Source organism: Achromobacter deleyi (assembly GCF_016127315.1).
GTDB classification, from domain to species: Bacteria; Pseudomonadota; Gammaproteobacteria; order Burkholderiales; family Burkholderiaceae_B; genus Achromobacter; species Achromobacter insuavis_A.
Genome location: NZ_CP065997.1, coordinates 4673678 through 4696268, shown reverse-complemented (window position 1 = coordinate 4696268; position 22591 = coordinate 4673678). Strand labels below are relative to the sequence as shown.

The window sequence follows — 22591 nt, the reverse complement described above, 5'->3', positions numbered from 1 at the left end:
ATGGCCCGGGCCGGCGCGCTCAGCCCCGGCCGCGCCAGGCAATGACCAGCGCCGTCGCGCCCAGCGCCGCCGCCACGCCGAACGTCAGCGCCATGCCGCGCGCCACCGCCGCCGCGGAGGCGCCCGCCAGGTCGGCCGCGCCCGCCCCCGACGCGAACACCGCGCCCATGACCGACGCTCCGGTCACCAGCCCCAGGTTGCGCGACAGGTTCAGCATGCCCGACACCAGGCCGCGCTGGTGCGCGCCGATGGCCGCCATGACGCCGGTATTGTTGGCGGCCTGGAATACCGCGTAGCCCACGGTCAGCACCCCGATCGGCCCGATGTAGCCCGCCACGCCCAGCGTCGCCGGCGCGGCCGCCAGCAGGGCCGTGCCGACGGCGAGCGCGGCCAGCGCCGCGCGCATGATCCGTCCGGCGCCGTAGCGGTCCACCAGGCGTCCCGCCGGCACTCCGCACAGCGCGCTGACCACCGGCCCCGCCGACATCGCCAGCCCGGCCTGCGCCGCGCTCAGTCCCAGCGCCTGGGTCAGGTAGAACGGGCCGACGACCAACGTCGCCATCATCACCGTGGACACCAGCGCGTTCATCGCCAGTCCGGCGCCCAGGCGCGGTTGACGCAGCAGCGCCGGATCCAGCAGCGGCGACGCCGTGCGCGCCTCGACCCGCAGGAACAGCCAACCGCCCGCGACCGCGGCCAGCAGCAGGCCGGCGTTGAGCCCGCTGAAATGGCCGCGTCCCAGCGTCATCGCCAGCGCATAGGCCGCCAGCGCCGCCGCCAGCAGCAGCGTGCCCGCGGCATCGAACCGCGCGCCGGCCGCCGCCCGCGGCCGGTCGGCGGGCAGATAGCGGCCGGCCAGCGCCATCGCCAGGAGGCCCAGCGGCAGGTTCGCCAGGAAGATCCAGCGCCAGCCGAGCGCGGCGATCAGCGCGCCGCCCAGGGTCGGCCCCAGCGCCGTGCCCACCGCCGACATCGTGCCCAGCAGCCCCATGGCGCTGCCGGTGCGCTCCCGCGGCAGCAGGTCGCCGACGAACGCCATCGTCAACGCCATCATCACGGCGGCGCCCGCGCCCTGCAGCGCGCGCGCCGCCAGCAGCAGCCACAGCGAGGACGCCAGTCCGCACAGCGCCGAGGCCGCCGTGAACACGGCGATCCCCGCCAGCAGCAGGCGCCGCCGGCCGATCAGGTCGCCCAGGCGGCCCGCGCCGACAACGCACAGCGTGATCGCCAGCAGATAGGCCAGCACGATCCACTGCACCAGGGAAAACGGCGCGTCGAACACCCGCGCCAGGGTCGGCAGGCCGACGTTGGCGCTGCTGGTGCCCAGCGACGCCAGCAACAGGGACAGGGCCAGACTCGCGAGCGGCCAGGCGACGGCGCCACCGGCGCGGGCGGCCGGGGCGGATTGTGGAAGGGATTGCGACATGAAGATCCGTAGCGGTTGGAAACGGCCTTCCGGCACGCGCCGGAACAGCCCAACCGCCAGCGTAGGACCGCCAGGCTCATGGCGGAAGACGCAGCATTTGCACTTTATTCGTGCGTTTGACGCCACATCACGACGGCGCCGTGATACCGTCGCGCCATGTCCCGCCCCGACCTCAACCTGCTGCTCACGCTCGACGTCCTGCTGACCGAAGGCAACGTCGCGCGCGCCGCGCGCCGCCTGCACCTGAGCCCCTCGGCGATGAGCCGGGCGCTGGCGCGGCTGCGCGAAACCACCGGCGATCCGTTGCTGGTGCGGGCCGGCCGCGGCCTGGTGCCGACGCCACGCGCCCAGGAACTGCGCGAACAGGTGAGCCGCCTGGTGCAGGAGGCGCAAGCCGTGCTGCGCCCCGCCGAACTGCTCGACCCGTCGAAGCTCTCGCGCGGCTTCACGCTGCGCGTGAGCGACGGCTTCGTCGAATATTTCGGTCCGTCGCTGATCGCCCTGGCCCAACGCGAGGCGCCCGGCGTGCGGCTGCGCTTCGTGCAAAAGCCCGACAAGGACAGCACCCCGCTGCGCGACGGCAGCGCCGACCTGGAAACCGGCGTGATCGGCGCCGCCAGCAGCCCCGAGATCCGCACGCGGGCGCTGTTCCGCGACCGCTTCATCGGGGTGGTGCGGGCCGGCCATCCGCTGGCCAAAGGCAAGGTCACGGCGGCGCGCTACGCCGCCGGCCAGCATGTGCTGGTCTCGCGCCGCGGTCTGGACAAGGGGCCGGTCGACGACGCGCTGCACACGCTCGGCCTGGCGCGCGAGATCACCGTCATCGTCGCCGGTTTTTCCGACGCGCTGGCCCTGGCGCGCGCCTCCGACCTGATCGCCAGCGTGCCCGAGCGCCACACCACCAACCTGCGCGCCGGCATGCACAGCTTCGCGCTGCCCGTGGAAGTGCCCGGCCTGACGGTCTCGATGCTGTGGCATCCGCGCATGGACGCCGACCCCGGGCACCGCTGGCTGCGCGAGTGCGTGCGGCAGGTGTGCGCGGCGTGAGGCCGCGCGCCGCCGGTCAGGCCCGCAGCGTGACCCGCTCCGGCCAGCGCCAGGATTGCTCGCGGAATTCCTGCGGCGGCATGTCGTAGGCGCGGCGGAACGCGCGGGCGAAGTCCGACGCGCTGCCGAACCCCAGCCCATAGGCGATTTCCATGACGCCCAGGTGCGGATAGCGCACCAGTTCCTCGGCCGCCAGCCGCAGCCGCAGGTGGCGGATGTAGGCGCCCAGCCCGCCTTCGTGCTGGAACAGGCGGTACACCGTCGGCCGCGGCAGGCGCAACGCCTGGATCACCGACTCCGGCGTCAGGCCGACCTGGTGCAGATTGGCCTGGATGTGGCGCCGCACCTGCCCGAACATCGCCGCCCGGCCGGCGGCGCGCGCATTGCCCGACAGCCGCGCGTCCTTGCCAAAGGCCGCCAGCAACAGGCGCGCGCAGGCGGTAATGTCGGCCTCGGCCTGCGCCAGGTCCAGGCCGCGCACCGATTGCCCCAGCGCCGCGGCCTGCCGGATCGCCAGCCGCGCCAGCGGCGTCGCGTCCCGCAGCATGCGGCCGTGGATCGCCTGGGGATCCGGGAATACTTCCAGCACCAGTTCCGCCGGCACGAACAGCGTCAGCATGCGGCAGGCCTGGCGCCGCATGCGCATCGGCTGGCCCAGGTCCACCGCCACCACCCGCGCCGCTGCGCCATCGGCGGCGGGCCGCGGGCCATTGCGCACCGTCATGGCGTCGACGCCGCCTTCCAGGAACACGTGCAGGGCGAAATCGCGGATGTTGTCGCGCGAGATGCGCACCAGCGAGCGTTCCAGCTGCATGGCGTCGGAACGGCAATCGGTGAACATCAGCCGGCCGGCGCGGTAGCGGTCGATGGATGCGTTGAAGGGCTGGCGCAGCGCGTCGCGGCTGGGCAGCACGTCGACCACGTGCCCGACCTGGTCGCGCCAGGCCAGCAGGCGGCGTTCAGGCGCCTGCGCCGCCACGTCGAAATGATGACGGGCGATCATGGGTGGCATGCGCGGCGGTTGGCCGGCGGGGTAAGCACTCGGGTTCATGCTTGCGGGTTGCCGCGCGGATGGCGCGGACTTGGGCTGGATGTCGAATATGACAAAAAGTAAATCCGGCGTCTCCCGCCAAAAACTGAGACGCACGGTATAGCCACGAGACTAACAGTATCTAAGCTTGCCAGGAGATTCCGCAAGACGTACGCGGACTCGGGCCGAAGTACCGCAAGCCAGCGGGGCGTCGCGCCGGGATTTCCCGGCACGCGCCGCAAAGCAATTTCGCGCATTCCCCTCCCGGGGAATGCGCGCTTTTTTTCATTCCTCCGTCTCGCGCGCCGCCGCCAGCACCTGCTCCAGCATCCACTCATGCCCGGGAATACCCGCGTGGCGCGCATGGAACAACACCTTCAGCGTATAGGCCGGCGCCGCGAACGGCGCGGGATAGACCGCCAGGTGCGCCGCCGGCCCCAGGCGCCGCGCCACCCGTTGCGGCAACGTCGCCAGCAGGTCGGAACCGGCCACGATGAAAGGCGCCGCCAGCAGGCTGGGCAGCTCCATCGTCACCTGCCGGCGCAGCCCCTGCCGTTCCAGCGCGCCGTCGATCACGCCGCGCGCATCGCGCCAGGGCCTGACCGCCAGATGGCTGGCCGCCAGGTATTGCGCCAGCGACAGGCTGCCGCGAATCTCGGGATGATCGCGCCGGGCCACCACCACGTAGTCATCGGTGAACCCGTCGCGCGCCTGCACGCCCTCCGGCAACGCCGCCTGCCCCTCGTCGAACCCCAGCGCGAAATGCGCGCGTCCGGCGGCGAGGTCGTCGAAGGAATCCTGGCGCGTCGAATACACGGCCCGCACACGCAACCGCGGCGCCAGGGTCCGCAGCCGCGCCGCCAGCGCCGGCAGCACCGCGTAGGCGGTGTAGTCGGTGGCCGCGAACACAAAGGCCTGGGTGCTGTCGCCCGGCGCGAACGGCCGCGCGCCTTCCAGGCTGCCGCCCAGCGCCTGCAACGCCTGGCCGATGACGGGCGCCATCGCCTGGGCGCGCGCCGTGGGCTGCATGCCGCTGCCGTAGCGCACGAACAGCGGATCCGACAGCGCGCCGCGCAGCCGCGTCAGCGCGTGGCTACAGGCGGACGGGCTCATGGCCAGTTCCTCGGCGGCGGCGGCCACGCTGCCCAGCCGCACCAGCGCGTCGAACACCAGCAGCAGATTCATATCGAGGCGGCGCAGCGCTTCATGCATGTCATGCACTCCATATTGAAAGCAATGCAGTACATGCATTTTATAGAGCCGCTACCATACCCGCTTTGCCGTCATCCCGAGCGGTCCGCCTTCCTGCCACGCCCATGCCTTCCCTGACTTTCCGCGCCCCCACCCCCGCCGACACCGACCGCTGCTTCGAGATCGAAAGCACCGCCTACGAAGGCGACGAAGCCGCCACCCACGCCAAGATCGCCACCCGCATCGCCCAATATCCGCAGGGCTTCCTGCTGCTGGAGGAGGACGGCGTCATCGTCGGCTTCATCAACAGCGGCTGCGCCCACGAGGTGGTGATGGCCGACGAGGCCTTCAAGGAACTGGTCGGCCACGATCCGGACGCCCCCAACGTGGTGATCATGTCGGTGGTGGTGGATCCCGCCCACCAGGGCAAGGGATATTCCACGCGGCTGATGAATGCCTTCGTCGAGCAGGCCCGCGGACTCGGCAAGCAGACCATCCACCTGATGTGCAAGGAGCGCCACGTCGCGCTGTACCGCAAGCTCGGCTACCAGTACGTGCGGCCGTCGCCCTCCGACCATGGCGGCATGGCCTGGCATGAAATGGTGATGGCGCTGTAGACAGCAAAACGGCCGGTTGCGCGCAACCGGCCGTGCCACGCGGCGCCCAGGCGCCCCGCCTCAATCCAGCTGGATCCTGGCGCTATCGATGATCTGCTTCCAGCGCCGCGTTTCCTCGGCCGACAGCTTGGCCAGGTCTTCGCTGCCGCCGGGGAACGGCACCGCGCCCTGCTCCGCCAGTTGCCCCACCAGCGCCTTGTCGTTGGCGATGGCGATCACCGTGTCCTGCAGCTTGCGGATGACCTGCGGGTCCGTGCCGCTCGGCGCCATCACGCCGTACCAGGATTCGACGACCGCATCCTTGACGCCGGCCTCGGCCAGCGTCGGGATGTCGGGGATCGACTCGCTGCGTTTGTCGCTGGCCACCGCCAGCACCCGCACCTGCCCCGATTTGACGTACGCCAGCACGTTCGGCAGGTTGGCGAACAGCACCTGCACCTGGCCCGACAGCAGGTCCGACGTGGCCGGCCCCGCGCCCCGGTATGGCACGTGCTCGAAGCGGGCGCCCGAACGGAACATGAACAGTTCGCCGGTCAGGTGGTTCACCGAGCCGATGCCCGCCGAGGCCATGTTCAGCTTGCCCGGATTGGCCTTGCCGTACGCCACCAGCTCGCCCACCGTCTTGGCCGGCGCGTCCCTGGACACCGCCAGCACGTTCGGCACCGTCGAGAACAGCGCCACCGGGGCGAAGTCCTTGTCGGCGTTGTAGGGCAGGTTTTTCGATATCAGGGGCAGGATCGACTGCTGCCCCATCGTCGCCAGCAGCAGTGTGTAGCCGTCCGGCGCCGCCTTGGCCACGAAGTTGGCGCCGATGCTGCCGCCGCCGCCCGGCTTGTTCTCGACGATCACCGTCTGTCCCAAAGCCTCGGACATGCGGTTGGCCAGCAGGCGTCCCATCAGATTGACGGTGCCGCCCGGCGCGAACGGCACCACCAGCGTGATCGGCTTGTTGGGATAGGCCGACGCCGCCTGGGTCGCCGGAATGATGCTCAGGGCCGCGGCCAGCGCCACGGCGAGTTTGGGTAGTGCTTTGAACATGATGGAATTCCCCTTGGTTTGATTTATACGGCGGCGCCTCAGGCGGCGGCCATGCCGTTTTCCTGATGAACCAGCGCGTGGGCGCGCCGTTGCAGCGTCTCGCGGGCGTCGGCGACGCGTTGCCGGGCGGCATCGATGGACGCCTGGCGCGCGTCGAGGACCGCATGCTGTTCGCACAGGTGCGCCCGCACCGATTGCGGCGCCGGGCCGCCCGGCGACAGCCGCGCGGCCACGTTGCGCACCGGGTCGAGGCAGGCGGCGATGTCATCGGCCGCCAGCGCCACCGGCCGGCCCAGCTGTTGCTCGGCCGCCGCCGCGATCATCGCCGGCGGGATCGCGCGCGCCGGCAAGCCCTGCTCCAGCGCCTGCCGCACCACCGCGCCGATGATGTGGTGCGCGTCGCGGAACGAGGCGTCGGCCTTGCGCACCAGCAGGTCCGCCAGGTCGGTCACGGTCGAGAAATCATCCGCCGCGCGCGCCGCCATGCGTTCGCGGTTCGGCGCGACCTGCTCCACCAGCAGTTGCACCAGCTCCAGTGCCTTCAGCGCTTCCTCGCAGGCTTCCCAGCAGGTTCGGGTGCTTTCGCGGCTGCTGTCGCCCGAGTGGGTGAAGTGGGTCGACTTCACCGTCGACAGCGCCGCGCTGGTCAGGCCGATCAGGTGGCCGGTCTTGCCGCGCAGGTATTCCAGCACCGCCGGATTCTTCTTCTGCGGCATGATGCTGGAGGTGCTGGCGATGCTGTCCGGGAACGACAGATAGCCGAACTCCGGCGTCGACCAGATGTAGAAGTCCTGCACCATGCGGCTGCAGGTGACCATCATGATCGACAGCGTCGCGCTCAGTTCCAGCGCGAAATCGCGCGACGCCACGCTGTCCAGCGCATTGGCCAGCGGGCCGCTGAAGCCCAGCATGGCGCTGGTGCTGTCGCGATCGATCGGGAACGAGGTGCCGGCCAGTGCGCAGGCGCCCAGCGGCGAGGCGTCCGCCGTCTCCAGCACGTGCGCCAGCCGGCCGATGTCGCGCGACCACGCATCCACCAGCGCCGACAGGTAATAGCCGTAGGTGATCGGCTGCGCCGCCTGCATGTGGGTGTAGCCCGGCATCACGCAATCGGCATAGCGCTCGGCCTGCGCCAGCGCGGCGCGCGACACGCCGATCAGCGCGCTGCCGATGCGCGCCGTGAAATCGCGCGCCCGCATGCGGTCGATGGTCGCGCCGATGTCGTTGCGGCTGCGGGCGGTATGCAGGCGGCCGCCCAGCTCCTGCCCCACCGCCTTGATCAGGTGGGCCTCGTAGTTGAAATAGGCCTCTTCGCGCGCCGGGTCCAGTTCCACCGCGTGCGGGCCATCGGCCTGCATTTGCAGCAACGCCCGCGCCAGCCGCCGCGCGGCGTCGTGATCGAGGATGCCGCGCTCGCGCAGCATCAGCAGATGCGCCAGGTTGATCTGCGTGAGCATGTCGAAATTGGCGAAGAACTCGCGGTTCAGGCGCGGCAGGAAAAGATGCTCGAGCACCTCCTTGGCCAGGGGTTGCTTGAGACGGGCACTGACTTTGGATTCCATATCGGTCCGGAAGGAAACAAGGAAAACCGTAGTCTCCCGCTGGGCCGATTCATACGTCAAATCAGATTCTTACGACTTCTCATACAGAAATGATATGATTTATCCGCTCGTCTCCAGACCGTCCCACGCATGAACTTCAAACAAGTCGAGGCCTTCCGCGCCGTCATGATGACGCGCTCCATGACCACCGCGGCCGGCCTGCTGCATACCTCGCAGCCCAACGTCAGCCGCTGGATCGCGTTACTGGAGAAGGCGCTGGGATTCGTGCTGTTCCAGCGCGTCGGCACCCGCATCATTCCCACCCCCGAGGCCGAGGCCTTCTACGCCGACGTCGAACGCGCCTTCATCGGCCTGGAGTCGCTCAACGACAGCGCCAGCTCGATCCGCCGGCGCGGCACCGGCCTGCTGCGGGTCGGCGCGGTCGGCTCGATCACCCAATGCGTCCTGCCGGACGCGATCCTGCTGTTCCGCCAGAAGCACTCGGACATCCCGGTGGTGGTCAACACGGGCGGCTCCGACGTGGTCGCCAAGTGGCTGACCACGGGCGTGTGCGACATCGGCTTCTGCTCGCTGCACACCGACCTGCCGGGGCTGCGCTACGAACGCATCAACACCGCCCAGGGCGTCGGCATCGTGCCGCGCGCGCATCCGCTGGCGGCCAAGGCCGCGCTGACGCCCGCCGACTTCCGCGACCAGGACTTCATCTCGCTGCCGGCCGGCAGCTTCAACCGCGCCGCCATCGACCGCCACTTCCCCGACGACACCCGCGTGCTGTCGATCGAAACGCCCTACGCCACCACCATCTGCAGCATGGTCGGCAAGGGGCTGGGCGTGTCCATCGTCAACCCGGTGGTGCCGCGCGCGCTCGGCGTCGCCGAGCTATGCGAAATCCCGTTCTCGGAAAACGTGGAGTTCCACAGCTACGCCGTCACGTCCGAGCATTACCCGGTCAACACGCTGGCACGGCGCATGGCCGATTGCGTGCGCGAGACCTTCGCCGCGCTGACGCCCGCGGACTGACCCGGCGGCTGTCGCCGCGCGCGGCCTGGCTCATGCCCCCGCCAATCGCCGGCCGGCCCGAAATCCATGGCCGCGGGCCTGCCAGGCGATGCCCATGGCGAGCAACAACAGCCCCAGGATGCCGCGCGGCAACGCCGCCGCGCCCGCCGTTTCCAGCAGCACGCCGCCCAGGGCCCCGCCCGCGGCGAAGGCCAGGTTGAACACCGTCACCAGCATCGACTGCGCCACGTCGGCGCCTTCGCCCGCGGCATCGGCCAGCGCCGTCTGCAGCAGTGTCGGCGCTCCGCCGAAACTCAGGCCCCACACCGCGATGGGAACGTAGATGGCCGCCACGTGCACCACACCCCAGCCCAATGCCAACGCCACCAGCGCAAACGCGCCCAGGCTGGCCAGCACCAGGGCCCGCAGGCCGCGATCCACCAGCGCGCCGGTGATCCAGATGCCGCACAGCGCGGCCACGCCAAACACCAGCAGCGCCGCGTCGACATGCGCGGCTCGTCCCAGCGAGGCCATGAACGGCGCGATGTAGGTGTACAAGGTGTAGTGCGCCAGGATCCACAGCAGGATCACGCCCAGCACCGGCCGCACGCCGGGCGTCGCCCAGACCTGCCGCAACGGCACGCGATGGCCGGCGGCCTGGCCCGGATAATCGGGCACCCGGCGCACTACCCACGCGGCCAGCGCCAGGCTCAACCCGGACAGCCCGCCGAACACCGCGCGCCACCCCGCCAGCTCGCCCAGCCACGCGCCCAACGGCACGCCGAACGCCAGCGCCAGCGGAATGCCCATCATCGCCACGGCCACCGCGCGCCCCTGCGAGGTCGTCGCCACCATGCGCCGCGCATAGCCAGCCAGCAGGCTCCAGGCCAGCCCGGTGGCGATGCCCGCCAGCAGCCGCGCCGCCAGCGTCAGGCCAAAGTACGGCGACAGCGCGGTGACCGCGTTGCCGCCACAGAACCCCGCCACCGCCAGCAACAGCGCGGCGCGCCGCCGCCAGCCGCGCAACGCGATGGTCAAGGGCATGGCCGCCAGCCCCGATCCCAACGCGCACGCGGTCACCCATTGCCCCGCCCACCCTTGCGACACGCCGAATTCACTCGCGATCTGCGGCAACAGGCCGGCGGCCACGGTTTCATTGGCGGTGGCGATGAAGCTGCACATCGTCAGCGCCAGCAATGCGGCCACTGGCAACGCGCGCGGCGCTGCGCTCGCCCCGCCGCCGTCCGCCGCCATCCCGGAAATCCCGCTCATCTTTCGCACTCCTTGCATGGGCCCAGCCCGATTGAAGAAGCGCCAGTGTGCGTCTTACGGTTTTGTTTGATAATTGGCGACGAATTTGAATTACTTTCAAATCTGGATTTGAAATGGCAACCGACAAACTGGGCGACATGCGCTTATTCGCGGAAGCGGCGGCGCTCGGCAGCCTGTCCGCGGCCGGCCGCAAGCTGGGCCTCTCGGCAGCCGCCGCCAGCGCGCGGCTGCTCAAGCTGGAGGCCGCGTTGCACACGCGCCTGTTCCATCGCAGCACCCGCCATCTGCAGCTGACCGAGGAAGGCCGCCTGTACCTGGCGCATTGCGAGATCGCGCTGCGCGCCGTGGACGATGCCGAGGCTGCCCTGCTGGCCGGTCAGAACGCCGTGCGCGGCAAACTGCGGATATCGGCCTCGGCCGACTTCGGCCGCAACCTGCTGAGCCAATGGCTGGACGAATTCAGCGCCGCGCATCCCGACCTGAAAATCGCGCTGACGCTCTCGGACTCGCTGTCGAACCTGCTGCAGGACGACATCGACCTGGCGATCCGCTTTGGCCGCCCGCAGGACGGCACGCTCGTCGCCCGCCAACTGGCGCCCAACTGGCGCGTGCTGTGCGCCGCGCCCGACTATCTGGCGCGACACGGCGTGCCGCGCACGCCCGCCGATCTGGCGCGGCACGCCTTCATCGTGCTGGTCACCACGGCCGGCCCGTTGAACACCTTCCATTTCGCCCGGGACGGCCATCCGGAAAGCTACACGGTGCCATTGGAGCAAGCCTGGGAGACCAACGACGGCGCCTTGGCGCGCCGCTGGGCGCTGGCCGGCCGCGGCATCGCCCGCAAGACCATCTGGGATGCCATCGACGACCTGCAAGCGGGACGCCTGGTTGCCGTGCTGCCCGAGTACCGCGTGGACGAGGCCGGCGTGCATGCCGTCTTCCACGGCACCCGCTACATGGCGCCGCGGGTGCGGCGGCTGCTGGATTTCCTGGTGGCGCGCTTCGCCCAGGCCACCGCGGGATTATCGCGCCACGGCGGGCCCGCGGACGCTTGAGCGCCGCGCGAATGCTACGCGCGCCGGCCCATCACGCGCGCCAGCACGCGCTGCGCGCTGACTTCGCGGCCGGTGCCATCGGGACGCGTGCCCGCGTCCCGCATCAACGCCATCAGTTGCACCTTGCTGTGGGCCAGCCGCGCCTCCAGCGACTCGATCTCGGCCACTTTGTGCCGCAGCCCCGCCAACAGCCTGGCGTGATCCCAGGTCTCCTGCCCCGATGGCAGCAGCGGCCGGATTTCGTCAAGGCTGAAGCCGACCTGCTGCGCCGAGGTGATGAGCGCCACCGCCAGCAGCGCCTCGGGCGCATACGTGCAATGGCCATCGAGCCAACGCGCCGCCGCCTTGAGCAGGCCGGCGCTTTCGTAGAAGCGGATCCGCGACGGGGTCAGTCCGGTGCGTTTGGCCAATTCCCCGATATTCATTCCTGTCCTGTCAAAAAAAGCCGGCGAGATGCCGGCTGTCACATCCCCCGTTCCGTTCGGCCGCCCGCCGGGGCGAGCGACGCCGCCGGGCGGCCGAACGGGCGGGCTTACTTGGCCGGCGCGGTCGCGGCCGGAGCGGTCGCGGCGGGAGCAGAGGGCGCGGCGGGAGCAGAGGGCGCGGCGGCAGGCAGCTTGTTGGGCGGGCGCACCGGCGCGGCCGGCAGCGGCGCGACGCCATCCGGCTTCACGAAGGTCAAGGTCGACACGTAGCCGATGGCGTCGTAGTGCTCGGGGCCATTGGCGGCCGGGCGCTCGCCCGGCGTGCGGTCGATATGCATGGCGCGCAGCACGTATTGCGTTTTCCAGGGCAGGACGAAGCGGGCCTTGCCCTGCGCATCGGTGTAGGCGGTCTGTTCCCAGCCGGAGTCCACCATCGCGACCAGCTTGGCCTTGGGCAGCGGCTGGCCCTTGAGCACCACCTGGAATTCACCCGCCTGACCGGTCGGCACGATATCCATGACCAGCTTGGGCGCCACCGCGGCGGCGGTGGTGGGCACATAACGCGCGCTCATCTGGAACCAGGTCTCGAGGGCTTCGCCGCCGCCCTGCTTGAACTTGCGCAGCGCGCTCATGGGGCTTTCGGCCACCAGGCCGTCCTTCTTGTCCACCTTGCCCGACAGCGTGAAACCATCGGCCGCCTTGGTCACCGTCAACGGCGCCTCGCCCTTGGCGGTGATCAAGGTCGCCGACATCTTGCCGAAGCTGTCCAGGTAGCCCGGCGACGCCTCGCGCAGGTTCTCGGCGAATTCGCCGAAGCGGATGACGGGAGGCTTGCCGGCCGGCTGTTCGATCCAGACCTGGTGGGCTTGCGCGGTGGCGGTCAGGGACAGCGCCGCGATCGCGAGGGATAGGGTCTTCTTCATTGCATGCTCCAGAAAAGGAAACGCGGGAAACAGCCCGCGCGCGCGGCCTTGCCGGACTTGCGCGGCGCATCGGCGGACCGCGTCTCGATGATTGAAGACCCTTGCCCGATCACGGCCACGAATGCATGCATGCGAAGACAACCTACAACGAATAATGAAAACCGGTCTCGATTATCTGGCCTCGCCGAGCGTTGTCAACCAGGCCGCCAGGCCGCGGCGCAGGGCCCACGCGCCCCGCGTTGCATCACTGCGTATCGTCGTCACCGCGCGATGATGCGTCGTCGGGCCTGCCGAACCATCGTCCAGCGCACGCGGCCAGCTCGACGAAATCGGACTCATCTTCTGCCGCCCAGGCCACCACGCCATCGGGCCGCACCAGCACCGCGCGCAAGCCCAGCGATTCCGTGGGTGCGCCCGCCACATAGCGAATCCGGCCGCGCCAGCGCGCGGCCGTCGCCCGCAACGTTGCGCTTGCCGTGAAATCCAGCAGCCATCCCGCGCCGTCATGCATGCGCGCGCCGAGCCGCGTGCCGTCGGGCCAGGAGAAGTCCGGCGCGCTGCGGCCGGCCAGCGGATGCCCGTCGAGCGCGCAGCGTTGCGTCACGCCCCACAGGCGTTCGGCGAAATGGGTCGCGCCATCGCGGGTGGCGAGCAGGTCGCGCATGATCGCCGCGAGCGCGCGCGACGCCGGCTCCGGCCGCATCAAGGCGACCTGCGCGCGCGACCACGCCAGCCCCTGCGCGCCCAGCGGATGCCGTTCGATCGTATAGCTGTCGAGCAACCCAGCCGGCGCATCGCCGCGAATCGTGGCGGCCAGTTTCCAGCCCAGGTTCATCGCGTCGCCCAGGCCCAGATTGAGGCCCTGGCCGCCCAGCGGCGAATGCACGTGCGCGGCGTCTCCGGCCAACAGTACGCGACCCTGCCGGTAGGACGGCGCCTGGCGCGCGCGATCCGTCCAGGTCGCGACCTGATGCAGCGCCCGCAACGTCACGCCGGTGCCGGAGACCTGGCGCAGCACCGCCTGCACGTGCTCGAGCGTGAGCGGCCGCGTCCGATGGCTGGCGCCGCCATCGAACCAGGCCATCGCGATGGTGCCGGGCCGGGATTGGAAATACATCCCCGCGGGCGTGTAGTGACGGCCGGGGCCCAGCCCGTCCGCCTCGGCGATGTCGACCTGGATCGAATAACCGGTGAACTCGGGCTCGGTGCCCTCGAACGCCATGCCCGCGAGCTTGCGCACCTGGCTGCGGCCGCCGTCGCAGCCGACCAGCCAGCGGCCGCGGAACGTCTCGCCGCCCGCTTGCACGCTGACGCCTTCGTCCGATTGCACCAGGTCATGGACCCGCCGGCCGCGCAGGATCCCCGCGCCGAGGCTGCGGGCGCGCGCCGCCAACACGGTTTCCAGCGAGGCCATGGTGACCGGCAACGTGGCATCGGCCGGGTTGGGCAGCCGATAGGGCCAGCGCGCGCGATCGACGTCGGCGGGATCGAAGGCGATGCCAGCGAAATGACCGCCCTGCCGACCCGGCGCGGGGCCTGGCCCCGCCGCCTGCGCGACGGCGTCCAGCAGGCCGCGCCGGTACAGCGCTTCCACCGTGGGCACCGACAGCCCGCGCAGGCCGAACGGCGCGTGCTTCAACGGCGAATCCGGGTCCTGCGCCTGCTCCAGCACAAGCACGCCGACGCCCGCCAGGCGCAGCTCGCAGGCAAGCCACAGGCCCACCGGACCGGCGCCAGCGATCAACACATCATGAATCATGGGATTGCTCCGAACAGGATTCGCCGGAGCCGTCGAACAACGAACACACTCGGACGAACCCGAGACGCCAAAGCGCCGGGAACGTCGAGGTATCTCATTGCAAAGAAGCAAGGATAAGAACTTCCGCAAGCGGAAGGGCTTGGGCCTACCCGAACCAAGCCTGCCTTTTTCGACGGGGCGAATGTAGCACTGACGGCGGGGGTCGCACAAACGCGACCGGGCCGGCCGTGCCTTAGCCGGCAGCGCCTTAGCCGGCCGCGCCTTAGCCGGCAGCGCCCAACCGGCCGCGCAGGCCGTCGACGATCACGCCGAGTCCGAATTCGAAGGCCGCCTCGGCATCCAGGGCGCCGGCCGGCGCGCCCGCATCGGTCACCTCGCCCTCGCCCGCCGTGACCACGCTGCGCGCCTGTTCCTCGAGCACGCAGCCCAGCGTGTACTGCCCGGCGGCGAACAAGGCCATGCCCGCCTGCTCCCGGGTGAAGCCGGCGCCGACCAGGTAGGCGACCTTGCGCTCGATGCCCGCCCGATCGCCCGGCCCCGGCACCGTGCCAGCGTGCAGGCGCGCGCCATCCCGATAGGCCAGCAAGGCGCGGCGCAAGCTGCGCATGTTGTCGGCGAACCAGGCGGGCCACTGCAGTGCGTCGGCAGGCACCGCCAGCGTGTGATGCCGCGCCAGCACGGCCGACGCCATCTCGCCCAGCAGCACCGACTTGTCGCGGAAGTGCCAGTAGAGCGTCGCCGACTCGACCCCCAGCTGCTGCGCCAGCCGCCGGGTCGAGAGGCCATCCAGGCCCACCTCGTCCAGCAGATCTAGCGCCACCTCCACCACCTGTTCCCTGCGGATTTTCGCCATGGTTGATTTATCTAGCAGTGATAGATTAAATTATCAGTGATAGATTTTACCCAAGAAAGGTGTTCCATGCGTGCTTCCCCCTCGCGCACCGCCGTCCTGATCGTGGGCGGCGGGCTGGTCGGCCTCAGCGCCGGCCTGTTCCTGCAACGGCTGGGCGTGCCGTTCATCCTCGTCGAAAAGCAACAGGGCGTCTCGCCCCTGCCCCGCGCCCGCGGCATCCACACCCGCACCATGGAACTGTTCCGCCAGGTCGGCCTGGAGGACGCCGTGCGCGCGGCGGCCGACGGCGCCTGGAAGCAAGGCGCGTTCGGCGGCGCGCGCCGCGGCGCCACCCTGGTGGATGCGCAGGCCATCATCGACATCCCAGCCATGCGCGCGAAAATGGCCGCGGCCGGCGCCTCGCCCACCGGCTTCGTCGCCTGCCCGCAGACCTGGATCGAACCCGTGCTGCGCCAGGCCCTGCAAGCGCGTGGCGGCGACGTGCGCTTTGGCCATGAACTGGTGGCGTTCGACGCTTCTGGCGCCAGCGTCGGCGCCCGCGTGCGCGGCCCGGACGGCCATGAATCGGCGATCGAGGCGAACTGGCTGATCGGCGCCGACGGCGGCCGCAGCGCCATCCGCCGGCAACTGGGCATCGGCCGGACCGAAACGCCCGCGCCCCAGCATCTGGTCAACATCTTCTTCGCGGCCGACCTGGCCCGCGTCGTCGAAGGCCGCACCTTCAGCCAATGCGAAATCGCCAACGACACGGTGCGCGGCCTGTTCCTGGCGATGAACAACACCGACAGATGGTCGTTCCACCTGGAATACGATCCGGCCCGGGGCCCACCCGCCGACGGCGCCCTGCCGGGATTGGTGCGCGCGGCGATCGGGCTGGACGATCTCGAGGTCCGGATCCTGCAGCATGGCGCCTGGAACACCGGCGTATCCGTCGCCAACGCCTACCGCTCGGGACGCGCCTTCCTGTGCGGCGATGCGGCCCACCTGATGCCGCCCTGGGGCGGCTTCAACGCCACCACCGGCATTGCCGACGCCCACAACCTGGCCTGGAAACTCGCCGCCGTCGCCCGCGGCGAAGCCGCGCCGACGCTGCTGGACAGCTATGACGCCGAGCGGCGTCCGCTGGCGTTGCGCAATGGCCGCCAGGCGCTGCTGCGCACCGATTTCGACGCCCGCTTCGGCATCCAGACCGATCGCAATCGAGACCTCTTCCCCGACCTGATCGACCCGGCCGCCCTGATCCTGCGGCACCGCTATCCGCAAGCCGGCGCACCGGCGCATGCGGAACCGCCGGCCGCTGTCGATATGCTGCGGGCCCAGACCGGGACGCGTTTCCCGCACGCCTGGATCCTGCGCGGCGCCGAACGGCTCTCCACGCTCGACCTGTTCGGCGACAGCTTCGTCCTGCTGGCGGGTCCGGCGGCCCCGGTGGCGGCTTCGAACGGCGCCAGCCTCGATCCGGCCACGCCCCGCGTGCTGGCCGCGGGCCGCGACTTCGTGTTCGTCGATGACGATTGGCGTGGCCTGACGGGCCTGGCGGACACCGGTACGGTGCTGGTGCGCCCCGACGGCTTCGTGCTGCGCCGCTCGGATGACGGCGCCTGACACGCAGCGGCCCTACAGGTCGAGCTGGTCCAGCAGGTCCTTGAACAGGTCGCGCTCGGGCATCTCGTCCAACGGGATGCCCGCGTCCACGAACCAGGATTTCGCGGCTTCCGGATGCGGGCCGCTCAGCACTACCAGACCACGCTCGAACGAATAACGGGCCGCGGCCAGGTCGCCGTTCTCGTAGCTGGCGATGGCGTGAAAGCGCGCATCGCCGGGTTGCGGCCGCAGATAGGGGCCATCCTGGAAGAAGACACTGTCTGGCGTCCCCGCCCAGCGCACGGCGACGGCCGCGTCCTCGATGGTCTTGACCGGAAAGCCGGGACGTCCAACTTCCGAATCCAGGTCCTGCGCGATCAGGCCCAGGTTGGACGCGTCGGCCAGATAGGCGCCCATGCACAACCCGAGATAGCGCCCGCCGCGCGCGACAAAGCGCCGGATCGCGTCCACCCGCGCCTGGCCCAGGCTGTCCAGCGCCGCCGGGATGTCCTGCCCGCCGCCCGGCTGCACATACACGTCGTAGCGCGCCAGGCTGGCGTCGGAGATGTCGATCGGCTCATCGGGGCCGACAAAGTCGACCTGATAACGCGCGTCGGTCTTCTCGATCGCGCGCCGCGCCGCCGTCGCGCAGTGGTCGCAGGAGGCCGGCCCGCGATACACGGCGACGCGCACGGGCTTGTCCGCCGTGCCGGCAAGCGCCGCGGCGGGCGCGGCCAACGACAGCGCCAAGGTCAGCAGCAGGAAACGCAACAACGCCATATCGAACCGCCAAAAAGCAAAGTATAGGCAAGTCCGGTGACGCCGCCGCGTCAGTCCAGCCCCGTCTTGCCCGGCGCCCAGTAAGCCTTGGCCATGATGCGTCCCGAGGCCACGCCCAGCGCCTTCAACGCCCGCCGCTGGCGCTGGATGGTCGAGGCCCGGCCCGTCAGGATGAAGGTCGCGCCCGCCGCCGCCAGCGTCGGCAGGCGCCGCTCGATCTCGTCGAGATGCGCGTCGCCGGCCTGGCGGCCGAACAGCTCGACGTCATCCCGCCCGAGCCGCGCCAGCACATCACGGACCGCGGCCACCGCATGGACCTCGAGCAGGCAATGCATGCCATCGCTGGCGCCATGGCCAAGGGCGCAGGCCACGCCCACCGAGGTCTCGTCGCCCAGCAACACGCAGCCCCCCTCGATGCGTCCGAGGTTGAGCGATGCGCGCGGACCGAGCACATCGCATTCCTCTCCCGGCTCGGCGCGTTCGGCCCAGGCGCTGCCCGGGCCGCCGCCATGCGAATACGTCACGATGCGGGTGCGCCCCCGCGCCGCGTCCCAGTCGATCGGCGTATAGGTCCTGGCCACAAAGGCCGATCCCATCGCGATCTGCACTTTCTGCCCCGGCACCCAGCGCGCCTCGCGGAACGCCGGGCTTTGCAGCGTCAGCAGGCGCATGCCGCCCGCCAGGGTTTCGGCCGCCATGATGCGCGTCGGCTTCATGAACAGCCGGGTGAAGGCGCGGCTCATCCGGCCTTGGGGGGGATTCATCATCTGCGTGCGCTCCCCGTTCATCGCGTCGCGATCGTGAATTCGTTGCCGCGGCCCTCGGTGACCGGCAGCGGCTGGGACAGATAACCGTTGGCCGGATCGCGCACGTAATCGAGGTAGTCGTTGCCGTGTTCCCAGGCATTCTCCGCCAGGATCGGCGTGCCGCCGCGCAAGTGCGGCTCGAGCAGCTTGAGCACTGGCAGGTAGAGGCTGAAGGCGCCGTCCAGCAGCACCAGGTCGATCTCGCCATCCAGGTGCGCCAGCGTCTCGCGGGCATCGCCAACGCGGATATCCACCAGGTCCGCCAGGCCGGCGGCCTCCAGGTTGGCGCGGGCCCGTGCCGCTTTTTCCGGCTCCAGTTCGGTGCCGATCACCTGCCCGCCGCCCATGTCGCGCAACGCCGCGGCCAGGTAGATCGTGGAGATGCCCATCGACGTGCCGAACTCGACGATGCGCGTGGCCCGCCGCGCCCGCGCGCACTGGTAGAGGAAGCGGCCGTATCGCGGCGCGACGTTGAGGAAATTGCCGACATAGCCGCGATACACCCCACGCAGATCGCGCCTTTCCTCGGCCACCATGTCGGCGATGATGTCGGCATAGGCCTGCTCGGAAATGGCGGCAATGCCGCCTTCGAACTGGTCCATCAGGCCCTTGTCGGCGATCTCCGCCTCGGCCAACAGGCGTTGCAGGGTTTGGGCGACGCGCCCGCTGCTCAGTGAATCCATGATTGCTTCCTTTGGCAATGAACGGTGGCAAATCGCGCCGCCGTGCCGCCATGGTAGGAAGCCTTGGATCTGGCAGCATTGGTAAACTACGCCAACAAATTCCGAATTCCTGCCAATCCGCGCGATCACCGCCATGCCCGTCCTCACTGACCTCGCCGACCCCCCGGAATGGATCGAGCCCGACCTGGTGCCGCGCCCCGTCGTCACCATGGGCACCACCGGCATCGACGTGGCCAGCCTGGACCTGCACGGACTGGACCGGCTCGAAAAGGACTTCCACCGCCATCGCAAGGCGCAACTGATGCTGCTGCTGCGCGGCGTGCTCACCTGCGAGCTCGAAGGCGCCCTGTGGCTGGTGCCGCCGCAGAGCGCGCTGTGGGTCCCCGGCGACGTGCTGCACAAGATCACCGCCGCCGGCACCATCGAGGTCTACGTCGCCTTCGTCGATCCCGCGGTCGCGACCGACCTGCCCGCCACCTGCTGCGCGGTGTCGACCACCGCGCTGCTGCGCGAACTGGTGATCCGCTCGGCCCAGCTGCCGCTGCTGTATCCCGAAGACGGCCCCGCCATGCACCTGGTCTCGCTGCTGCTGCACGAACTGGCGTCGGCGCCGCTTGGCACCCTGCACCTGCCCATGCCGTCCGATCCCCGCCTGCGCAAGATCGCGCAGGCCATCATGGACCATCCCGCCGACCGCGGCACCATGCAGAGCTGGGCGCGGCGCGTGGGCCTGAGCGAACGCACCCTGGCGCGCCTGCTGACGCAGCAGACCGGCATGAGCTTCGGCCGCTGGCGCCAGCAACTGCACCTGATGCTGGCGGTGAAGTGGCTCGGCACCGGCGCCTCGGTGCAGCAGGTGGCCGATGAACTGGGCTATGAAAGCGCCGGCGGCTTCGTCACCATGTTTCGCAAGGCGCTGGGGACGTCGCCGGGGCGCTACATGACGGAACGGCAGGCAGCCGGCTGAGTCCGAATCCGCGCGGCCTTCCTTGGCCGCACGGCCTCATCCTTGCCGAAAGACGTTCCCCCGTCCCTCACAGCGCCCGAAGAAAGCCGATCAAGGCCGCGTTGACCGCGTCCGGCGCCTCTTGCGGCAACCAGTGCCCCGCGCCGGCGATCACCTGCGAACCGCGCAGGCCGGGCATGATGGCCGGCATGGCCTCGATGATCTGGCGCATGCCGGGCATGGCCAGTCCCGTGTCGTATTCGCCCGCCAGATACAACGCCGGCACCTCGACGCGCAGGCCGGCGAAGGCGGCCTGGTCCCGCCAATTGCGATCCAGGTTGCGGTAGTAGTTCAAGCCGCCACGAAAACCCGATACGCCGAAGGCGCGCGCGAATTGCGCCAGGTCCGCGGCGGCCAGCCACGCCGGCAACACGGCCGGATCGGGCAACGCATCCAGCAGCCCGCCCGCCCGCGGCACCATGCCGAAGGGATTGGGCGTCGCGGCCTCGCGCGGGCCCAGGGCGCCCGAGGCGCCGTAGTAGATCTTGCGCAGCGTCAGCGCGATGTCCCGCTCGAATTCCTGTTCGGCCAAACCCGGCTCGCAGAAGTAATGCGTGTAGAACCACGCCTGTTCGTTCTGCGGGAACAGCCGGCTCGGCGCCATCGGCGCGCGTCCCATCATCGGCAAGCCGAACGCCGCCACGGCCCGGAACCGATCCGGCCGCAGTTGCGCCGCCTGCCAGGCGATCGACGCGCCCCAGTCGTTGCCGACCAGCACCGCCTGGCGCTGGCCCAGCGCGTCCGCCAGCCCGACCAGGTCGCCGATCACGTCGAGCGCCGAATAGTGCGCGATGTCCGGCGGACAGTCGCTGTCGCCGTAGCCGCGCAGATCCGGCGCGACCGCGTGAAACCCCGCCTGTCCCAGCGCATCGAGCTGATGACGCCAGGCATGCGAAGTCTCGGGAAAGCCGTGGCAGAGGATGACCAACGGCCCCTCGCCCTGTTCCCTCACCTGGAGGCGGATACCGTTGGTCTCGATGAAGCGTTGGCGGGCTGCGGGCATGTCGGCTCTCGATAAAGGCGTGGAATGGCACAAATGTTCGCCAAAAGAGTAACATTAAAAGTTGCACATTTCCACGGCCCCGAATCCATGCAACGAGACACCCGCCTCGCCCGCCTGCTGCACGTCCTGATCCACATGCACCTGCGCGGCGGCACGACCACGTCGCAGACCATCGCGCTGATGCTGCACACCAATCCCGTGGTCGTGCGCCGCACCATGGGCGCGCTGCGCGACGCGGGCTTCGTCACCTCCACCGGCGGCCCGGGCGGCGGGTGGGCGCTGGCCCGCGACCTGGAGACCCTGACGGTGCGGGACGTGTGCGAAGCCATCGCGCACACGTCCCTGTTCGCCGTCGGCCCCGCGCAGGACAATGACGCCTGCCCAGTGGAGGCGGCGGTGAACCGGCGCATCAACGCCGCGCTGGCGACGGCGGAGGCGGCGCTGATGACGGCGTTCGGGGAGGTTCCGCTGTCAGAGATCGCGGGGGAAATCAGGGCGCCGGCGACGCGCGGGCGACCGCGGTGACACGGGGCGAGACGACGGCTCGTCCCCGGCCGCATCCATTCTTGCAAACACGCTCGGCGATAGCCCCACCGAGCGGCTGAACGCCGCACTGAAGGCGCTCGCGGACTGATAGCCGATTGCATGCGCGACCTCTCCCAGGGACAAGCCGTCATGGCGCAACATGTCCTTGGCCAGCGCCATGCGCCAGCGCAGCACATACTCCATTGGCGGAACGCCCAGGACTTGCATGAAACGGGCCGCGAATGCCGCGCGCGACATGCCGATCCGGCCCGCCAGTTCCTCGATGGTCCAGCGGTGCGCGACATCGCCATGGATCAGGCGCAGCGCGGCTGCCATGCGCGGATTCGCCAGCCCGGCCAACAGGCCGCCAGGCGTCGCCCCGCCGTCCGCTGGCGACGGATGCCAGCGCAACGCCTCGATCAGCATGATTTCGGCAAGGCGGGTGAGGATCGCATCGCCGCCAGGCCGCGGGTTGGCGCTTTCCTCGCCAATCACGCCCGCCATCCAGCGCAACCGCTCCGCGCCGCGATCGCCCGATTTGATATGCACCACCCTCGGCAACCGTTCCAACAGCAGCGGCGCATTCGCGGCATCGAACATGAAGAAACCGCCCAACATCCTGACGGCAGCCTCGTCGCGCGGCTCGCCGTGACGCACCGCCGCCACGGGCTCGGTCGTGGCCACGCGTATCGTCGGCGTCTCCAACGCCTCCGGGTCACTGCCCATCCGGAAGCCCGGGGTGGAAGGCAACAGCAGATAGTCTCCCGCCTCGAACAGGAATGGCTCGCCGCCGTCGACGTGCAGCCAGCACGCGCCGGTCAGCATCAAGCCAAAACTGGGATGCCCGAAGTCGGGATATTGCACGGCCCATCGCCCCGCGCCACTAACGAACTTGGACAGAACGGTTCGCGGACGCAGCAAGGCCACGACGGCGCCCAGCGGGTCTGAATCAAGACGATCTCGCATGAGTCATAGACTATTCGCTATTTATCGTCTTGGTCAACCGC

At 69.9% G+C, this 22591-nt stretch carries 22 protein-coding genes; 7 read left to right on the top strand and 15 right to left on the bottom strand.

Annotated features, from left to right (window positions below; all coding sequences use genetic code 11):
* Positions 1-19: 19 nt before the first annotated feature.
* Complete coding sequence (locus I6I07_RS21345) at positions 20-1426, bottom strand: MFS transporter (protein ID WP_198483616.1); 1407 nt, start codon at positions 1424-1426, stop codon at positions 20-22.
* Positions 1427-1582: 156 nt separating this feature from the next.
* On the opposite strand from I6I07_RS21345, the gene I6I07_RS21340 reads away from it, so the two are divergent.
* Positions 1583-2473 (top strand): LysR family transcriptional regulator, encoded by an 891-nt coding sequence (locus tag I6I07_RS21340; protein ID WP_198483615.1) that lies wholly within the window; start codon positions 1583-1585, stop codon positions 2471-2473.
* A gap of 16 nt (positions 2474-2489) precedes the next feature.
* On the opposite strand, the gene I6I07_RS21335 is transcribed toward I6I07_RS21340, so the two are convergent.
* Together I6I07_RS21335 and I6I07_RS21330 are read right to left on the bottom strand one after the other, a co-directional pair.
* Positions 2490-3476, bottom strand: a complete 987-nt coding sequence (locus I6I07_RS21335) for a helix-turn-helix domain-containing protein (RefSeq protein ID WP_198483614.1) — start codon at positions 3474-3476, stop codon at positions 2490-2492.
* 312 nt (positions 3477-3788) lie between these two features.
* Positions 3789-4715 (bottom strand): LysR family transcriptional regulator, encoded by a 927-nt coding sequence (locus I6I07_RS21330; protein ID WP_198483613.1) that lies wholly within the window; start codon positions 4713-4715, stop codon positions 3789-3791.
* Positions 4716-4819: 104 nt separating this feature from the next.
* Between I6I07_RS21330 and I6I07_RS21325 the strand changes: the two genes are divergently transcribed.
* Positions 4820-5311: a GNAT family N-acetyltransferase gene (locus I6I07_RS21325; RefSeq protein WP_198483612.1), complete on the top strand. Its 492-nt coding sequence runs from the start codon at positions 4820-4822 to the stop codon at positions 5309-5311.
* Positions 5312-5371: 60 nt separating this feature from the next.
* Here the strand turns inward: I6I07_RS21325 and I6I07_RS21320 are convergent, their stop codons facing one another.
* The gene (locus I6I07_RS21320; protein WP_198483611.1) at positions 5372-6349 is read right to left on the bottom strand and encodes a Bug family tripartite tricarboxylate transporter substrate binding protein; all 978 of its coding nucleotides are present in this window, start codon (positions 6347-6349) and stop codon (positions 5372-5374) included.
* Positions 6350-6387: 38 nt separating this feature from the next.
* Positions 6388-7911, bottom strand: coding sequence for an argininosuccinate lyase (gene argH / locus I6I07_RS21315; RefSeq protein WP_198483610.1), 1524 nt, complete (start codon positions 7909-7911; stop codon positions 6388-6390).
* Positions 7912-8040: 129 nt separating this feature from the next.
* On the opposite strand from argH, the gene I6I07_RS21310 reads away from it, so the two are divergent.
* Positions 8041-8931 (top strand): LysR substrate-binding domain-containing protein, encoded by an 891-nt coding sequence (locus tag I6I07_RS21310; RefSeq protein ID WP_198483609.1) that lies wholly within the window; start codon positions 8041-8043, stop codon positions 8929-8931.
* Between the two features lie 30 nt (positions 8932-8961).
* On the opposite strand, the gene I6I07_RS21305 is transcribed toward I6I07_RS21310, so the two are convergent.
* Complete coding sequence (locus tag I6I07_RS21305) at positions 8962-10182, bottom strand: MFS transporter (RefSeq protein WP_232625677.1); 1221 nt, start codon at positions 10180-10182, stop codon at positions 8962-8964.
* Positions 10183-10295: 113 nt separating this feature from the next.
* On the opposite strand from I6I07_RS21305, the gene I6I07_RS21300 reads away from it, so the two are divergent.
* Complete coding sequence (locus I6I07_RS21300; protein WP_198483608.1) at positions 10296-11237, top strand: LysR family transcriptional regulator; 942 nt, start codon at positions 10296-10298, stop codon at positions 11235-11237.
* Positions 11238-11251: 14 nt separating this feature from the next.
* On the opposite strand, the gene I6I07_RS21295 is transcribed toward I6I07_RS21300, so the two are convergent.
* The 4 genes from I6I07_RS21295 to I6I07_RS21280 form a co-directional block, all read right to left on the bottom strand.
* Positions 11252-11647 carry a MerR family DNA-binding protein gene (locus tag I6I07_RS21295; RefSeq protein ID WP_232625676.1) on the bottom strand — a complete coding sequence of 132 codons (396 nt, stop codon included), beginning with the start codon at positions 11645-11647 and terminating at the stop codon, positions 11252-11254.
* Between the two features lie 122 nt (positions 11648-11769).
* A complete protein-coding gene (locus tag I6I07_RS21290; protein ID WP_198483606.1) occupies positions 11770-12585 on the bottom strand; it encodes a cobalt ABC transporter substrate-binding protein in 816 nt (271 codons plus the stop codon).
* Positions 12586-12829: 244 nt separating this feature from the next.
* Entirely contained in the window at positions 12830-14344 is a 1515-nt protein-coding gene (locus I6I07_RS21285) for an FAD-dependent monooxygenase (RefSeq protein WP_198483605.1), read from the bottom strand.
* Positions 14345-14606: 262 nt separating this feature from the next.
* Entirely contained in the window at positions 14607-15197 is a 591-nt protein-coding gene (locus tag I6I07_RS21280) for a TetR/AcrR family transcriptional regulator C-terminal domain-containing protein (RefSeq protein WP_198483604.1), read from the bottom strand.
* A 66-nt stretch (positions 15198-15263) separates the two neighbouring features.
* Between I6I07_RS21280 and I6I07_RS21275 the strand changes: the two genes are divergently transcribed.
* Positions 15264-16802 carry an FAD-dependent monooxygenase gene (locus I6I07_RS21275; protein ID WP_198483603.1) on the top strand — a complete coding sequence of 513 codons (1539 nt, stop codon included), beginning with the start codon at positions 15264-15266 and terminating at the stop codon, positions 16800-16802.
* 12 nt (positions 16803-16814) lie between these two features.
* On the opposite strand, the gene I6I07_RS21270 is transcribed toward I6I07_RS21275, so the two are convergent.
* Genes I6I07_RS21270 through I6I07_RS21260 form a run of 3 tightly spaced genes read right to left on the bottom strand, consistent with a single transcriptional unit; the run spans position 16815 to position 19050 of the window.
* Positions 16815-17561: a BPL-N domain-containing protein gene (locus I6I07_RS21270; protein ID WP_198483602.1), complete on the bottom strand. Its 747-nt coding sequence runs from the start codon at positions 17559-17561 to the stop codon at positions 16815-16817.
* Positions 17562-17611: 50 nt separating this feature from the next.
* Entirely contained in the window at positions 17612-18328 is a 717-nt protein-coding gene (locus tag I6I07_RS21265; RefSeq protein WP_198483601.1) for a siderophore-interacting protein, read from the bottom strand.
* A gap of 17 nt (positions 18329-18345) precedes the next feature.
* Positions 18346-19050: an O-methyltransferase gene (locus I6I07_RS21260; protein WP_198483600.1), complete on the bottom strand. Its 705-nt coding sequence runs from the start codon at positions 19048-19050 to the stop codon at positions 18346-18348.
* A gap of 133 nt (positions 19051-19183) precedes the next feature.
* On the opposite strand from I6I07_RS21260, the gene I6I07_RS21255 reads away from it, so the two are divergent.
* Positions 19184-20017 carry an AraC family transcriptional regulator gene (locus I6I07_RS21255; protein WP_198483599.1) on the top strand — a complete coding sequence of 278 codons (834 nt, stop codon included), beginning with the start codon at positions 19184-19186 and terminating at the stop codon, positions 20015-20017.
* Between the two features lie 67 nt (positions 20018-20084).
* Here I6I07_RS21255 and I6I07_RS21250 read toward each other — a convergent pair whose 3' ends face one another.
* Positions 20085-21059 carry an alpha/beta fold hydrolase gene (locus tag I6I07_RS21250; RefSeq protein WP_198483598.1) on the bottom strand — a complete coding sequence of 325 codons (975 nt, stop codon included), beginning with the start codon at positions 21057-21059 and terminating at the stop codon, positions 20085-20087.
* 87 nt (positions 21060-21146) lie between these two features.
* On the opposite strand from I6I07_RS21250, the gene I6I07_RS21245 reads away from it, so the two are divergent.
* Entirely contained in the window at positions 21147-21584 is a 438-nt protein-coding gene (locus tag I6I07_RS21245) for an RrF2 family transcriptional regulator (RefSeq protein ID WP_198487617.1), read from the top strand.
* On the opposite strand, the gene I6I07_RS21240 is transcribed toward I6I07_RS21245, so the two are convergent.
* Positions 21531-22550: an AraC family transcriptional regulator gene (locus I6I07_RS21240; RefSeq protein WP_198483597.1), complete on the bottom strand. Its 1020-nt coding sequence runs from the start codon at positions 22548-22550 to the stop codon at positions 21531-21533. The genes I6I07_RS21245 and I6I07_RS21240 overlap by 54 nt on opposite strands.
* Positions 22551-22591: the final 41 nt, after the last annotated feature.